The sequence below is a fragment of the Pseudomonas sp. D8002 genome, from assembly GCF_013385695.1.
In the GTDB taxonomy this organism is placed as follows: Bacteria; Pseudomonadota; Gammaproteobacteria; order Pseudomonadales; family Pseudomonadaceae; genus Aquipseudomonas.
On the sequence record NZ_JACAPM010000016.1, the window covers coordinates 24,025 to 38,706 of the forward strand.

General features: G+C 62.7%; 14 protein-coding genes. All 14 read right to left on the reverse strand.

The window, feature by feature from the left end:
* Positions 1-31: 31 nt before the first annotated feature.
* On the reverse strand, positions 32-763 hold the full coding sequence (locus HX807_RS09880) for a GntR family transcriptional regulator (RefSeq protein WP_102605946.1): 732 nt from the start codon (positions 761-763) through the stop codon (positions 32-34).
* Between the two features lie 82 nt (positions 764-845).
* The gene (locus HX807_RS09885; RefSeq protein WP_177049810.1) at positions 846-2,219 is read right to left on the reverse strand and encodes an LLM class flavin-dependent oxidoreductase; all 1,374 of its coding nucleotides are present in this window, start codon (positions 2,217-2,219) and stop codon (positions 846-848) included.
* 25 nt (positions 2,220-2,244) lie between these two features.
* Entirely contained in the window at positions 2,245-3,075 is an 831-nt protein-coding gene (locus HX807_RS09890) for an amino acid ABC transporter permease (protein ID WP_008433156.1), read from the reverse strand.
* Positions 3,072-3,890, reverse strand: coding sequence for an ABC transporter substrate-binding protein (locus HX807_RS09895; RefSeq protein WP_008433155.1), 819 nt, complete (start codon positions 3,888-3,890; stop codon positions 3,072-3,074). The genes HX807_RS09890 and HX807_RS09895 overlap by 4 nt, the downstream gene beginning before the upstream one ends.
* 139 nt (positions 3,891-4,029) lie before the next feature.
* On the reverse strand, positions 4,030-4,611 hold the full coding sequence (gene pnuC / locus HX807_RS09900; protein ID WP_008433153.1) for a nicotinamide riboside transporter PnuC: 582 nt from the start codon (positions 4,609-4,611) through the stop codon (positions 4,030-4,032).
* A gap of 15 nt (positions 4,612-4,626) precedes the next feature.
* Positions 4,627-5,463 (reverse strand): 5'-nucleotidase, lipoprotein e(P4) family, encoded by an 837-nt coding sequence (locus HX807_RS09905; RefSeq protein WP_003208300.1) that lies wholly within the window; start codon positions 5,461-5,463, stop codon positions 4,627-4,629.
* 12 nt (positions 5,464-5,475) lie between these two features.
* Positions 5,476-7,623, reverse strand: coding sequence for a TonB-dependent siderophore receptor (locus tag HX807_RS09910; protein WP_177049811.1), 2,148 nt, complete (start codon positions 7,621-7,623; stop codon positions 5,476-5,478).
* 126 nt (positions 7,624-7,749) lie between these two features.
* Positions 7,750-8,622, reverse strand: a complete 873-nt coding sequence (locus HX807_RS09915) for a sulfurtransferase (RefSeq protein WP_102369483.1) — start codon at positions 8,620-8,622, stop codon at positions 7,750-7,752.
* On the reverse strand, positions 8,619-9,737 hold the full coding sequence (locus HX807_RS09920) for a phosphotransferase (protein WP_177049812.1): 1,119 nt from the start codon (positions 9,735-9,737) through the stop codon (positions 8,619-8,621). Before HX807_RS09920 ends, HX807_RS09915 begins: the two co-directional genes overlap by 4 nt.
* Positions 9,734-10,654, reverse strand: a complete 921-nt coding sequence (locus HX807_RS09925; protein ID WP_102369481.1) for an ABC transporter substrate-binding protein — start codon at positions 10,652-10,654, stop codon at positions 9,734-9,736. The genes HX807_RS09920 and HX807_RS09925 overlap by 4 nt, the downstream gene beginning before the upstream one ends.
* Positions 10,655-10,801: 147 nt before the next feature.
* Positions 10,802-11,194: a Rid family hydrolase gene (locus HX807_RS09930; protein WP_003208292.1), complete on the reverse strand. Its 393-nt coding sequence runs from the start codon at positions 11,192-11,194 to the stop codon at positions 10,802-10,804.
* Positions 11,195-11,202: 8 nt separating this feature from the next.
* On the reverse strand, positions 11,203-12,552 hold the full coding sequence (locus HX807_RS09935) for an MFS transporter (protein WP_008433139.1): 1,350 nt from the start codon (positions 12,550-12,552) through the stop codon (positions 11,203-11,205).
* A gap of 91 nt (positions 12,553-12,643) precedes the next feature.
* Complete coding sequence (locus HX807_RS09940; RefSeq protein ID WP_003208289.1) at positions 12,644-13,357, reverse strand: SDR family NAD(P)-dependent oxidoreductase; 714 nt, start codon at positions 13,355-13,357, stop codon at positions 12,644-12,646.
* Between the two features lie 13 nt (positions 13,358-13,370).
* On the reverse strand, positions 13,371-14,654 hold the full coding sequence (locus tag HX807_RS09945) for an NAD(P)/FAD-dependent oxidoreductase (protein ID WP_177020999.1): 1,284 nt from the start codon (positions 14,652-14,654) through the stop codon (positions 13,371-13,373).
* Positions 14,655-14,682: the final 28 nt, after the last annotated feature.

Here is a 14,682-nt window from a genome sequence, read left to right on the forward strand (position 1 = left end):
AACAAGTCACAAGCTTTCACGGGTGTGAAATTCACGTCCCGGGGTAGCGCGTCTCCATCACGACGGACAATGCATCCGGACGCCAGAATTCCTGGTCGAACTCCACCGGCTGGTCATCCTCGCCGAAGTTCAAGCGTTCCAGATACACGCTGGTGGAACCGGTGGACAATTGCAGCAACTCCGCCTGCTCTTCATTCACCGTGCCAATGTGCATCTCCAGCTCACACCGCGACAGCACCCGGGAAAACCGCTCCCGCAGCAGTTGGGTCAGCGAGGTATTCAAGTCGGCGTCCAGCAGCCCAGGGCACCAGCTGGCCAGCAGCGCGTTGAACTCCAGCAACACCGGCCGCCGGTCGATCCAGCGCCGCCGTTGCAGGAAAAACACCGGCTCATCCGCCGACGCGAGGCCCATCCGCCTGGCCAGCCAATCGCCTGCCGGGCGCAACTGCGCGTGCAGGCATTCGGTGCGCGGCGTACGGCCTTGGGCACTTACGTAATCCATGAAGCCGCTGATGCGCGTCGGGTCATAGCGGATGCGCCGGGGGCTGACAAACCAGCCGCGACGGTTTTCCCGGTACACCAGGCCTTCGGCTTCCAGCTGCTGCAAGGCCTGGCGCAAGGTGACCCGGGTGCAGCCGAAGCGCTCGATCATCTCCCGTTCGGACGGGAATTTCTCATCCGCCTGCGGCACACCCGCCGCGATATCGTGGGCGATCTGTTCGCGAATGCGCTGGTAGTGCGGTGAAATCGGGTCGAAAGGCATCCTGGGGTTCCGTGTGCAGGCCTGGCGTGGGCGTGACTCTACCGTTCCTGTTGGCGCAGGTCACGCAGTGCCCACCAGCACCTTACTCAAAGCGGAACGAAGCCCCATGGGCCGAGGTTGGCAAGCGGTCACTGCCGTCGGCGCTGAGCCGCGAACGCAGGGTGCCGGTCTGCGGCGTGGTGCGATACAGCCCACGTTTTTGCAGGGCCGGGATCACCAGTTCGACAAAGTCATTCAGCGAGCCGGGGCTGATCAACGGGTTGAGCATGTAGCCGCTGGTGCCGGAGATTCTGGCGTGTTCCTCGATTTTTCCCGCCACCTGCTCCGGCGTGCCCACCAGGATCAGGTCGCTGCCCCGCGTCACGTTGGCGAAGCGTTGCTTGACCTCGCCGGCGGTCAGCGGTTTACCGCTGCCATCGGGTCTCATCACGTAGGAGGTCATGCCTTCGGTGTGAGTGGACAGTGCTTCGCTGTCTGCGTAGCGGCTGATATCGATACCGGTGTCGCCCGCGTAGCTCACCAACTGCGCCTGCAGGTGATAGTTGCTTTGCAGGGTCTCGTATTTCTTTTGTGCTTCGATGGCGGTGGGGGCCGTGATGATGCGCAACACGGTCAGGGATTTGACGTCTTGCTGCCTGCGCCCGCGGGCCTCGGCCTGGCGCCAGATATCTTCCAGCCCCTGGCGTATCTCCAGCGGGTTGGATTTGGCGATAAACACCAGCTCTGCATGTTTGGCCGCGAACTGCCGGCCACGGCCCGACCAACCCGCCTGGATCAGCAGCGGAGTGCGTTGCGGTGAGGGGGACGTGAGGTGCGGGCCGGCCACCCGGTAATGGTCGCCGGCATGCTGGATCGGTCGAACACGCGTGCCATCGGCATAGTTGCGTGCGAGTTTGTCGGCGAGCACCGCGTCATCGGCCCAGCTGCCTTCCCAGAGCTTGTACACCACGTCGAGAAACTCTTCGGCGCGTTCGTAGCGGTCGTCGTGCTTGATCATCTGCTCCAGGCCGAAGTTGCGTGCGGCGCTGGACAGGTAAGAGGTGACGATGTTCCAGCCGATACGCCCATCGGACAAATGGTCCAGGGTGCTGAAGCGCCGGGCGTGGGTGAATGGGTGTTCATAGGTGGTGCTGACCGTGACGCCAAAGGCGAGCTTTTCGGTCAGGGCCACCAGTGCGGGAATGATCGTCAGCGGGTCGTTGGCCGGCGCTTCCACCGCCCATTTCAACGCCGCCGCTTCGGACCCGCCAAACACATCGTAGAAGCCCAGCACATCGCCGAAGAACATCAGGTCGAGGTTGGCTTCATCTGCCGTGCGGGCCAGGTTCGACCAGTACTTGAGGGTGTTGATGCCCAGGCGTTCATCCGCCGGGTGGGTCCACAGGCTGGGCGCGCCGCCGCAGCCGACACTGGCTTGTTCGTACAGGCCGAATAACAACGGGGTTGGATCAGACATGGTGCTTCCTGCAGGTAAAAAGCGGTTATCGCCCGTGAAGGTAGGCCTTGCCGTAGTGCCGCTCCAGGCGTGCCTGTATCAGTTCCAGGCCAATGGAGAGCAGCCAGTAGATGACGGCAGCGGTGGTGAGCATTTCGATATAGCGGTATGAGGAGCGCCCGTAGGACTGCGCGAGGAACATCACTTCCCAGACGCCCATGACCGAGACCAGCGATGAGTCCTTGAGCATCGAAATGAACTGGCTGGTGGTCGGTGGAATGATGGTGCGCATCGCCTGGGGCAGCACGATCTGCCAGAACGTCACCGCCGGGCCCATACCCAGCGCCGCCGCTGCATTCCGCTGGCCCTGGGACACTCCGATGATGCCGGCGCGAAAGATCTCGCTCAGGTATGCCCCGTAGTTCAACGACAGTGCAATGATCCCGGCGCTGATGGCGCCCGGCACTACGCCCAACTGGGGCAGGCCGAGGTAGATCAGCAAAATCTGGATCAGCAGCGGCGTGCCGCGAAAGAACGAGGCGTAAAAACTGGCAATCCCGAACGCCACCGCGCTGTTCGACAAGCGCGCCATGGCCGTCGCAAACCCCAGGGCCAGGGACAGCCAGATCGAGCAGAAACACAGGAACAGCGTCAGCGCCGCACCCTGCAGAAAGCCGTTGGGCGACAGGTGCAGGCCCACCAGGTTTTGCCACTTGGCCGCGACGATCGCAAACTTCAGGTCGAAGCTCATGAACAGCCCGGCGAACAGGCACAGCATCACGCCCCAGGTCAGCCACAGGCGCACCTGGAAGGGCAACCACTGGTGTTTGACGGGCGGCGGTTTCACCACAGAGGTCGGGGTGGGGAAAACGCTCATTGGGTGATGTCTGCGCCAATCCATTTCTGGGAGATCTTCGTCAGCGTGCCGTCGCTTTTAAGGTCGGCCAGCACTTGGGTCAGCCTCGCGTCCCATTGGGGGTCGCCTTTTTCGGTGGCGACCACGTTGGGCTCGCTGTAAAGCTGTTTGCCGACGACCTTGAAGCGTGGGTCATGCTTGATTCGCTCATTGGCGGTCACCAGGTTGGTGAGCATTGCGTCCAAGCGTTTGCCGGTGCCGAGCGCCAAGTCCTGGAAGGCCACGATTTCATTGTCGTAAGGCACGGCTTGAATCTGGCTGAACGGGTATTCGATTGGCGTGTTGGCGCCTTCGATCACCAAGTCTTTGTTCAGGTAGGCCTCGTAGGTCGAGGCGCTGCCCACGCCGACTTTTTTCCCGGAAAGGTCACTGGCCGAGTGGATGGAAGATTCATCGGCGTTGACCACGATGACCGCCGGTGAGGCGTAATACTCGACAGGAAAATTGAACACTTGCCCACGGGCGGCACTTGGGGTCATGGAGCAGATGCACACGTCATAACGCCCTTGCCAGCGGCCTGCTGCGATTACTTCCCAAGAGGGTGTTTCCAACTTCAGGGTGACGCCAAGTTTGTCGGCCACGGCCTTGGCCACGTCGACGTCGAAGCCATCCAGCTGGTTTTGTTCATTGAGAAAAGAGAAGGGCGGATAGTTCTCCATCAGCACGCCAACCAACTGTTTGGATTGCGTGATGCGATCCAGCGTTGCCCCGGCGAACACCGCCGGGCTGGCCACTAACAGGGCCAGGCCCAAGGTCACGACAGTACGTAAATTCATAAATATACCCATGGGATTTTTTATATTTAAACGCGATAAGGGCTTTATGTTTAATGATTTTATGTACTGTAATGCGTTGTTTTAGTTATATGTTTTCCCAACTGTTGGCCTGGCAACAGTTGGGAAACAAACATCGTGTTCAAGCAACTGAAAGTTGCTGTTCCTGTTGGCGCAGGTCACGCTGCCACGACACCAACCCATACGCCGCCAGCACCACAAACCCGGCATACAGCGCAGCGGTCAGTTGCAGGTCCTTGTACACAAACAGGCCCACGTAGACCGTATCCAGCACGATCCACAGCCACCAGCTCACCACATACTTGCGCGCCGCCCACAGGCTGGCCACTAGGCTGAAAGCGGTGAGCAGCGAGTCCAGCCACGGCAGTGCGGCATCGGTGAAGTGGTGCATGGCGGCGCCCAGCAGCAGCGCGCCGATCACCCCGGCGAGCAGGTGCCGCCATGCTTCCTGGACCGGCAGCCGTTCCACCCGCACCTTGCCCGCGTCGATGCGCCCGGTGCTCCAGCGCCACCAGCCGTAGCCCTGCAACACAGCGAAGACCAGTTGCAGGAGCATGTCGGAATACAGCTTCACGTCGAAGAAGATCCAGCCGTACAGCAACACCGCGACCACGCTGACCGGCCAGCACCAGCGCACCCGTCGGGCGGTGAGCCACACCCCGGCAATATTGAAGATCACAGCGACTATTTCCAGCGGCGTCATACGGTCCCCTCAGGGTCAGTTTTGCAGGTGCAGCGCCTGTTGCTTGAGCTGGCGCTTGCGTTCAAAGGGCAGTTTTTCCTGGTCGCCATACGGCGCGCTGTACCAGTTGCCGTAAGTCGGGTTGGGCAGCACGAACCAGCGCTGGCCGAGCCAGCCCAGGTAGGGTTCGGCGGCCTTGCGCTGGGCGTCCAGGGTGTTGTGTTCGGCCTGCACGAAATCCCCCAGGGAATCACCCGCCAGGATCAGCACGCGGGCGTGTTGGGCGACCCATTGGCGTCGGCAGTTCTTGCCGTAGCCGGCGTGTTCGCAGCCGCCAATGGGCGTGCCGGCAGCCAGTACCTGCTGCTCGCTGTCCACCGGAAAGCCCCGCAGGCGCAGGTTGTTGACGGTGGCCTGGACCTGGCTTTGCTCGCGGTTGGTGATGTAGTACACCGTGATGCCTTTGTGTTTGGCGGCCTGCAGGAACGTCACGGCGCCCGGCAGCGCCTGGGCCTTGGCCTGGTCGACCCAGGTGTTCCAGCGGTCGTAGGAGTAGACCTGGTTGTTGACGACGTCCCGGGCATTCAGCGGGATGTTGTCGAGCACGGTCTCGTCGATGTCGACGATCACCGCTGGCGGCAGCCCGGCCAGATTGCGCGGTGGCAAGGGCAGGGCGTCCCAGTCCGGGGTCTTGAGGGCCACGTCCAGTTGGCGAGTGGCGTTGGCGAACACCTGGCGGTAGATCAGCTCGTGCTCGATGGAGGTCTGGGTCCACAGCACCGCATCCAGCTGGTCGTTGGCGGGCGGTTGCTGCTGGCAGCCGACGAGGGCGGTGGAGAGCAGGCACACACTGGCAAAAATCAGATTACGCATGAACAGTCAGCCTCAAAAATTGACGGTGGCGGATAACCGCGCGGTGCGTGGCGCGCCCAGGAACAGGTAGCCATCGCCCGCCGATTCACCCACATCGCGCCAGTAGCGTTTGTCGAACAGGTTGTCGACGGTCAGGCGCAGCACAGTATCGTAATCACCGACTTTGGTGCTGTAGCGTCCGCCGACATCGAACACCGCATAGTCGTCGACCTTCACGCTGGCCTCGCGGTTCGCGTACTTGCTGCCGCTGTATTGCACGCCGCCGAGCAGGGCCAGGCCCCTGATCCCGGGAATGCTGTAGTCGCCGTGCAGGCTGGCGCGCAGCTTGGGTACGTTGATCGCCTGGTGGCCGTCGTAGTCGTCGGTGCCGCTGCCGCTCACCCGGGCGCGAATCGCCGCCACGCTGGCGGACACTTGCAGGTTGTCGGTCACCCGACCATTGGCCGAAAGCTCCAGGCCGACGTTCTTCTGCTGGCCTTGCTGCACGAAGGTGATGCTGCCGTCATCGCTGGGCCGGTTGTATTGCAGGTCCTGGGTGATCTGGAACAGCGCGGCGGTCAGGCTCAGGCGCTGGAAGTCACGCTTGATCCCCACTTCCAGCTGGCGCGAGGTGGTCGGCGGCAAGACCTCATCGGCGTTGCTGCTGAACCATGCCGCGGTGCCGCCCAGGGACAGGCCCTTGCTGTAGCTGGCGTACAGGGTGGTGTCCGGGCGCGGCTTGTAGATCAGCGCCACCTGGGGCAGAAATACGCTGCGCTGGGTATGGCGGGTGGTGTCGCCGGCCTGGTCGTAGGTTTCTTCGTCGAGGCGCACCTGGCGCCCGCCGAGAATGGTTTGCCACTGCTCGTTGAAGCTGATGCGGTCGGTGGCGAACAGCCCGTATTGGCGGCTGTCCAGGCGCCGGTAGGTATGGCCCAGCGGCCCCTCGTAGGGGTCAAGCACCGGCGGCTTTTCGTAGATATTGCCCTCGCCGATGTATTCGTTGACCGATTCACGCCGGTCCACCAGGCGGCGGAAGGCAGTGGTGCCGAAGGTCAGGTCATGCTTGAGAAAACCGGTGTCGAACTGGCCGTTGAGGGCGGCCTGGGCTTCTTCGTTGCTGCGGGTGTCATCGGGGCTGCGGTAGTCCGAGATGTCGTAGTCACCCTCGGCGCTGAAGTGGTTGGGCACTGCGGTGTTGGCGCAACTGGCGGCGCCGTAGCAACCCCAGGCGAAGGTGCTGTAGTCGTCGATCACCACGCGGCTGCGGGAGGCGCTGAAGCTGGCTTTCCAGGCCTCGTTGAAGCGGTATTCGAACAGGCCGTCGAGGTTCAGCGACTTGATGCCCACCGGGTTCGACCAGCTCTGGTAGCCCAGCAGATCCCGTGGCGACACGTTGTGGGGCACGGTGGTGCCGCCGAGCAATTGGTATCCGGGCACCGAGCGTTGCTCGCGGTTCTGGTATTCGGCGTTCAGTTGCAGCAGGGCGTTGGGGCTGATGTTCCAGTCGAGGGCCAGGGAGGCAAAATCCCGCTGGCCGTCGGCGTGGTCGACGTAGGAACGGATGTCTTCGTGGGCCAGGTTGACCCGCACCCCCACCTGCTGCTCGGCACCGAGCCAGCCGCCGACGTCGGTGGCCAGGTAGCGCTCGCCGTGTTCGTTGGTGGAGACAGTCACCGAGCGCACGTTCTCCGGGCGCTTGCTTACGTAGTTGATCAAGCCGCCGGGTTCGGACACGCCGCTTTGCAGCCCGGACAAGCCCTTGAGCACTTCCACTTGCTGCTTGTTTTCCAGTGCGACGTTCTGTTCGCCGGTGATGGTGCGACCGTTGATCTTGTAGCTGCTGGCCGGGTTCAACGAGAAACCGCGCACCACGAAATTCTCGTAGTAACCCACCGGCGCATAGCTGTCGCCGACCGAGGCGTCGTTCTTCAATACTTCACTGAGCAGGCGGGCTTGCTGGTCTTTCAGGCGAGCCTCGGTGATCACCGCCACCGAGGCCGGGGTGTCCAGCAGCGGGGCGTTATCGAAGCCGGCGACAGCGGCCTTTTTCGCCTGGTAGTCGGTGGCCTGTTCACCGACTACGGTAATGGTGTCCAGGGTCGCGTCCTGGGCGTGGGCGGCCGTGGCGGCGAGGGTGATGCTCAGGGCGAGCAGGGTGTGACGGTACGGTGTTGCCATAAAAGGAGCGCTCCAAGGGCCTGCCCGCTGGCGCCTCGCGCTTTATTGGGCGCAAAGGGGCCCTGCGCTGCGCAACGGACGGGTTGCCAGTACGAAATTAAAAAGCCGGGGTCGCCGCAAAGGGCGTCAGGCCGGAGCTGCTCCGGTAGTCATTGGTAAGCGTGCGTCGGCGGCCCATTCCTGCAGCGAGCCGTCGTAGAGTGCGAGGTCCTGGCGACCCAGCAGGGTCAGGGCCAGGGCGTTGGCCGCCGCGGAAATTCCGCCGCCGCAGTACAGAATCAATGGACCGTCGCTGTGCAGCAGCGTGGGTCCGATAGCCACGGCCAGGGCGTCCTTGGGCAGGTAGCGACCCTGTGCATCAAACAGCGTGCGTGCCGGCAGGTTGTGGCTGCCGGGAATGTGCCCGCGCCGGGCGTAGCGGGTGGCTGCGGTGCCGTCGAACAAGGCGCTGCCCAACGCGCAGACGAGTACGCCGGGTGCTTGTCCTGCGGCCACCGCCTCAACGCCTGCGCGGTCGATCCACAGTGGTGCGTAGGTGCTGATTGGCCAGGGTTCGACGACGGGTGTGTTCGCAGGCTGCCCGCTGTGCTGCGGTAACCCCGCCCGTTGCCAGGCGTTGAAACCACCGTCCAGCACGCCGGCGTGAATGCCCAGCCCGCGCAGCATCCACCACAGGCGTGCGGCCCAGAAACCGTCGGCGCGGTCGTAGATCACCACGTTGCTGCCGACGCCTGCACCCAGATTCGCCAGTGCCTGAATCAGGGCTTGTGGTGTTGGCAGGGCGAAGCTGTAGCTCGCTTGAACGTCGGCCAGATCGGTCAGCAAGTCGGCATGCCGTGCGCCGGGGATATGTGCGTGCAGCCAACCGGCATGACCGCTGGCGACCCGGTAATCACCGTCAAAACGCGGGGACGGCAGGACGACGGTGGCGTCCAGTATCACCAGCCCGGGCTCCCCGAGGTGGGCATGCAGCCAATCGGTATCGACCAGGATACTCATACGGATTTTCGCCGCAGGTGGTTGAGCAATCGTTGCCCCTGGGCACCGGTAAACCACTGCAGATGGCCCAGCAGGTAGGCGTGATAGGCCACGTCGGCACTGCGGGTGGAACCCACTACGCCTTGGTAGTACGCGATTTCGGACAGGGCAAAATCCACATGCACCAACGGCAGCAGGGCGCTCAGGGTGTGCAGGTCCTGGGCGCTCAATGGCCGGCCCCGGTGATAGCCGGTGAGCAATGCGTCGACGCTGTCGAGGTCCGCTGCTGCCAGGCCACCGCTGTCCAGGTCCAGCCAGGGCACGGCGTTGCGTTCGATGGCGGTCGCCAGGTCGTAGAGGGCGAAGGTGCGGTCGGCGAGGCCGAAGTCCAGCACGCTGGCGACGTTGCCGTCTGCATGCCACAGCAGGTTCGAGGCGTGCCAGTCGTTATGGGTCCAGAGCGCCGGTTGTTGGTGCAGCAAGGGTTGCAGGGGCGCGTGCCAGGGCAACAGCAGCTCGGTCAGCCGTGCGTGCCAATCCTTGTCGGCGAGGTACTCGGTCAGCGCGGGGGTGTTGGCGATCGCGGCCATTGGCGCGGGTTGTTCGATCACCCGGGCGTTGGCCAGCAGCACTTCTGTTTGACGGCGGGGTGCGCTGTAGTGCTCGGCTGCCAGGTGCAATCGAGCCAGCGCCACACCCGCCGCCTGCGCATGTTGAGTGCTTTGGAAGGGCGACCACGACAGCGCATCGCGGTACAGGTCAAGGCCCTCGGCGACATGGTGAATCTCGTAGGTCCATTCACCTTGCGTCGTGGCCGTTGCACCGTGGCGGTTCGGCACCACTGCGGCAACCGGTGCGCCGTGGCGATGCAGGTGGGCGATCAGGCGGTGTTCTTCTTCCAGCCATGCGGCTTTGCGCACGTGCCGGTGATGCCGTTTGACGAACAGGGTGGCGCTGCCGGTATTGATCAGCCCGGCAGCGGAGAACGGTCGTGGGCTGTGCCAATGCAAACTGCGCAGTTGACCCAGTTGCGGGTACTCGTGCAGCAGCTGTTGGATATCTGCTTCGTGCAGCGCTGGCCAGTCGGCAGCTACCGGATCAAGCCCCTGGCCATGGGCGGTGCGTTGTGGATTCATGCCGTCGCCCCGGGCAGATAGGCGTTGCTGGTTGCCCCTTGCCACACCTGCGGATTGTCGAGCACCGCGTGCTCGTGCAGCCACTCGGCATAAGGTTTCAGTAGCGCCTGGCGTTGCTCGCCCCAACGACCGTCATGCAGCCAGGTCGGAGCGATTTTGTGCAGGGATGCGCTGAGCAATTCCGCCGGGAAATACGGTGTAGTGTGCTCATAGGCCGCCAGCGCGATGGCTGGCTCTTCGGCCACGGCGAGATAGCCACGGGCAGTGGCCGCGAGGAAATCACGCACCAACCCGGGCTGCTCGGCGAGGGTTTGTTCGTGGGCGCCCAACAGGTAGCTGTGATACGCCGGTGCGCCAATCTGATCCACCGGCAACACCACCCGGCGTTCTGCTTCGATGGGGCTGTGCATCAACGCTTCCCAGGCCCAGTAGCCGCCGAAACTGGCATCGGCGATGCCTTCGGCCAACTGTTCGGGCCGCAACTCACGTACGCCGCTGTCCACCAGGATCACGCCATCAGGGTCGCCACCGTCGTTGCTCACAAGGTGACGCACCATCGCCAAACCCCGTGGCGTGGGGTTGAGCGCCAGGCGCTTGCCCACCAGGTCTCGTGGGCGGCGGATGCCGGAGTCGGTCAGGGTTTGAATCGACTCAAGGCCCGCATGATTGATCGCCGCGATGCCTTGTAGGGCTTGCCCCTGGCCGCGCCGGACCAGCAGGCGGTTGCTGGGGAAAATGCCGAAGTCCGCCGCGCCGGTCAGCAGGTGTTCAAGGGTGTCGCCACGGTAGGGGTCGTGCACCACCAACTCCACATCCAGGCCCAGCTCGGCGTACCAGCCGCGTTCCCGCGCCAGGTACAAACCCGCCGAATTCGGCCAGGGATGAAAGTACTCCAGCATTACCTTTACCGACACCATCGCTTGCTTCTCCAGCCTGCAGTCTTTTGATGGGGGCGATTTATAAGGGAGCAATCTGGTATATACCAATATCGTTTATTGCTATGGATATAACCGGGACCAAAAAAAACCGCGGCCCAAGCCGCGGTTTTTTACTCATCGCCTGGGTCAATCGGCAACGATGGCGTACGTTTCGATTTCGACTTTCTGCCAGGGGCGCAGCATCGAATCCACCTGAATCAGGCTGCTGGCCGGGCGAATGGCGTCGAACACCTCGCTGTGTGCCTTGGCGACGGAGGCGGCATCGTTGATATCCCGCAGGTAGACCACGGTGCGCACTACGTCTTCAGGGCCCATGCCCGCCTCGGCCAACACCTTGTTGACGGTGACGAGAATGGCCTGGGCCTGTTCGTAAGCATTGCTGTGTTCGTAATCGGGTGAGGCGCAGGTGCCGGAGATGTGCAGGTGGTTGCCCACGCGAACGGCGCGGGAATAACCGAACACGTTTTCGTACTGACCGCCCGAGGAAATAGTTTGCCGCGCTGTGGTTTTACTGGTCATGGTGGTTCTCATGTTGGGAGGGGTTTACCGGTGGAGTCCTTGACGAACAGGATCGAAATCAGGCCGACCACGGCACCGCCGATCAGGTACCAGGCGGGAATCATCTGGTTGCCGGTGATCGATATCAGCCAGGTATTGATCAGCGGGGCCGTGCCTCCGAACAGCGAGACCGCGACGTTGTAGCTCAAGGCGAGGGCGCTGTAGCGCACGCGGGCCTTGAACAGCGAAGTCATGGTGGCCGGCATCGCTCCTTCAAAAAACAACTGGGCGAGGGTCAGGATCAGCAGGGCGGCCAGCAGCAACCCGACACTCTGGGTATGCAGCAGCATGAAGCAGGGGAACGCCATGACGATCAGCAGCACGCAGCCGGTAATGATCATCCGGTTCCGGCCCAGTCGGTCGGCCAGCAAGCCTGAAACCGGGATCAACACCAGCATGAACAGCGTCGCGGCCATCCCCAGGTTCCTGGCGAACGTATTGCTGTACCCGAGTACGTTTTCCAGATAACCCGGGATGTACCCGAGGATGATGTAGTAGGTCACGTTGAACACGGTGACCAGGCCCATGCATTGCAGGATTTTCGGCCATTCGTTGACCAGTAAGCTGAACAGGCTGGGTTCGGCGCCCGTCGCCTTTCGCAGTTTTTCGTTGGCCTGGATTTCCTTGAACACTGGTGTTTCTTCCAGGCCAAGGCGCAAGTAGAGGGCGATCAGGCCGAGCAGGCCGCCAATCGCAAAGGGCACGCGCCAGCCCCAGTCCTGCATGGCTTGTTCGCCCAGGCCCAGGGTAAACAGGCTGACCACTGCACCGCCCAGCAGGAACCCGGAGATATTGCCGAATTCCAGCCAACTGGTGAAAAAGCTGCGTCGCTCGTCCGGCGAATGCTCGGCGATGAACGTGCAGGAGCCGCCGTACTCGCCACCCGCCGACAGGCCCTGGAGCAGACGCATGAGAATCAACAGGACGGGCGCAAACAGGCCGATGCTCGCGTAACTCGGGATCAAGGCAATGGCGAAGGTTGCGACGGCCATCAGCGTGATGCTCAGCGACAGCGCCGTGCGCCGGCCAAACTTGTCGCCGATGGGACCGAACACCAGGCTGCCCAGTGGCCGAATCAGGAAGCCCGCCGCGAAGGTGGCGTAGATCGCCATCAACTGGGTGGTCGGGTTGTCGTTGTGGAAGAACGTCTTGCCGATGATGCCGGCGAGAGAGGAGTAGAGCGCAAAGTCGAACCATTCGACCATATTGCCCAGTGTCACGCCGACGACCGCTTTGGTCAGCCGTTTGCGTGAGGGTTCAGCCGATGCACGGTCGGCGGGAAACCCTTGATGAATCGAGGAAGCGTGAACTTCGCCCATGATATTGCCCTCTGGAATAATTGTAGTGAGGCAGCAGTCAATAGGGAGTGGCAGGCCCACGTCTGATGCGCGGGGCCTGCGGAGGCTGGGGTCATCGCATATACACGCCCCCGGCGATGCACAATGATTCGCCTGTTATGTAGGAGGGTTTGGCGCTCAGTTGCCAGACCCAGTCGGCGATTTCTTCGACCCGCGCGGCGCGTTTCAAGGGGATCGATTCGATGGCGGCCTCGATGCGCCCGCCGGCACGGGTGCCTTCGGTGTCCACCCAGCCCGGGGCCAGTGCGTTGACCACAATATTGTCGCCGGCCAGTTCGATGGCCAGGGAGCGGGTCATCGACACCACAGCAGCCTTGGAGGCGCTGTAGAGCAACTGGTTTTTCGACACGGTGAACGCATCCACCGAGGCGAAGAACACGATAGCGCCTCCGCCGGCGGCTTTCAGGTGACGGGTGCCGATACGTGCGATGTTCAGTGAGCCCAGCACGTTGATGTCGAATATCTTGCGGTACAGCGCTTCGCTGAAGCTATCCAGGGATGACGTGGGAAAGATCCCCGCCGCATTCACTACGGCTCGCAGCGGTGCCTTGCCGTCCAGGGCGGCATCGAGGGTACGGGCCAGTGTGGCCTCCTGGGTGATGTCGCCGACCACTGGCGAAAACAAGGGGCTCGCCGGCTGTGTGCTGGGTGTTACGTCCACAGCGACGACGTGCCAGCCTTCGGCCTGAAAGCGCTGTGCGACGGCCTGGCCCATGCCCGAGGACGTCCCGGTGACGATAACGCTGGAGTGCGGTGCAGTGTTCATAAGGGCTATCCGATCAGGCGTATTGAGGAAGAGGGGTGCCGGGTTGCAGAGCCAGTTCCAGCACATCCAGTTGGCGCTGGGTGTCCTGGTAGTTGCTCAGCCATTCGCGCTTGACGATATCGATGCGTGAGTCGGCCGGCTGCAACTGGGCAAACTTCGCCGCCAGGCCTTGCATGCCACGCTCGCGCAGGGTGAGAAAGCGCATCACTAGCCGGGTCTGCTCGCAATACACCGGCCATTGCGGGCCACGTGGGGCGCCCAGGCCGATGTAGAACAGGCCTTCCAGGTTGGTCGGCAAGGTCATCGCGGCGGTCCGCAGCGGAACACCGTCGCGCCATTGCAGCAGGCGTTCATCGAGGAACGGCAGGCGCGTGTTGAAACCGGTAGCCCAGACGATGGTGTCGTAATCGACCTGGCTGCCATCGGTGAACGTGACAGTCTTGCCCTGGATGTTCTCGATACCCGGTGCGACCTTGATTCGGCCGTGCTGGATCCAGTACAGCAGCAAGGTGTTGACCACCGGCGGTTGCGCATCCAGGTCGTAGGTATCCGGCGCCGGTAGCCCGGGGTAATTCTTGTGGGTGCCGACGCTGGCCATGATCAGCATGTTCATGAGCATGTTCTGCTGTTCTGGCGGCAATTGCCCCAGCAGCGGCAGCTCGCCCCGGGGCAGGCCGAACAGGGTCTTGGGCTGGAACAGCTGGCCGCGTCGGATCGCAATGGTGGTGTCCAGGCGAGCCTGGGCGGCATCCACTGCGAGGTCGCATCCGGAGTTGCCAAACCCCACCACCAGCACCTTGCCTTGCACCTGCTGCACGTTGCGGTATTCGCCGGAGTGAATCGACACGCCGGTGAACCCCTTGCTTACTTGCGGGATCTTGCAATCCCACAGGTGACCGTTGGCCACCAGCACGCCGCTGTAGTGTTTGTGGGTGCCGTCTGCCAGGGTCACCTGCCAGCCCGCTTCGCCGTTCTCGTCCAGGGGCTTCAGGCTGCGCACTTCGGTGTTGAAGGTGATCTTTTCGCGCAGGCCGAAGGTGTCGGTGTAGGCGTTCATGTACGCCTTGACCTGATCGCGGCTCGGGTACACCGGATAGTCAGCGGGCATCGGGAACCCGTCAAAGAAGGAACTGCTCTTGGGGGTGATCAGGTGCAAGGCATCGTAGTCGCTGTTCCAGTGACCGCCGATGTTCGCGGACTTTTCGAAGCAGTCCACCTCGAAACCGGCGTCGGTCATGGTCTTCAGCGCCGCCAGCCCTGCGGCCCCGGCACCAATGATGCAGTAGTGATTGGACATGCTGGCTCCCCATTCAAGCGCCTGTTGT

What these genes read in the sequence shown, in the direction of transcription:
- HX807_RS09880 (WP_102605946.1), bottom strand. Translation starts at nt 763, where the DNA reads ATGCCTTTCGACCCGATTTCACCGCACTACCAGCGCATTCGCGAACAG.
- HX807_RS09885 (WP_177049810.1), bottom strand. Translation starts at nt 2,219, where the DNA reads ATGTCTGATCCAACCCCGTTGTTATTCGGCCTGTACGAACAAGCCAGT.
- HX807_RS09890 (WP_008433156.1), bottom strand. Translation starts at nt 3,075, where the DNA reads ATGAGCGTTTTCCCCACCCCGACCTCTGTGGTGAAACCGCCGCCCGTC.
- HX807_RS09895 (WP_008433155.1), bottom strand. Translation starts at nt 3,890, where the DNA reads ATGAATTTACGTACTGTCGTGACCTTGGGCCTGGCCCTGTTAGTGGCC.
- pnuC (WP_008433153.1), bottom strand. Translation starts at nt 4,611, where the DNA reads ATGACGCCGCTGGAAATAGTCGCTGTGATCTTCAATATTGCCGGGGTG.
- HX807_RS09905 (WP_003208300.1), bottom strand. Translation starts at nt 5,463, where the DNA reads ATGCGTAATCTGATTTTTGCCAGTGTGTGCCTGCTCTCCACCGCCCTC.
- HX807_RS09910 (WP_177049811.1), bottom strand. Translation starts at nt 7,623, where the DNA reads ATGGCAACACCGTACCGTCACACCCTGCTCGCCCTGAGCATCACCCTC.
- HX807_RS09915 (WP_102369483.1), bottom strand. Translation starts at nt 8,622, where the DNA reads ATGAGTATCCTGGTCGATACCGATTGGCTGCATGCCCACCTCGGGGAG.
- HX807_RS09920 (WP_177049812.1), bottom strand. Translation starts at nt 9,737, where the DNA reads ATGAATCCACAACGCACCGCCCATGGCCAGGGGCTTGATCCGGTAGCT.
- HX807_RS09925 (WP_102369481.1), bottom strand. Translation starts at nt 10,654, where the DNA reads ATGGTGTCGGTAAAGGTAATGCTGGAGTACTTTCATCCCTGGCCGAAT.
- HX807_RS09930 (WP_003208292.1), bottom strand. Translation starts at nt 11,194, where the DNA reads ATGACCAGTAAAACCACAGCGCGGCAAACTATTTCCTCGGGCGGTCAG.
- HX807_RS09935 (WP_008433139.1), bottom strand. Translation starts at nt 12,552, where the DNA reads ATGGGCGAAGTTCACGCTTCCTCGATTCATCAAGGGTTTCCCGCCGAC.
- HX807_RS09940 (WP_003208289.1), bottom strand. Translation starts at nt 13,357, where the DNA reads ATGAACACTGCACCGCACTCCAGCGTTATCGTCACCGGGACGTCCTCG.
- HX807_RS09945 (WP_177020999.1), bottom strand. Translation starts at nt 14,654, where the DNA reads ATGTCCAATCACTACTGCATCATTGGTGCCGGGGCCGCAGGGCTGGCG.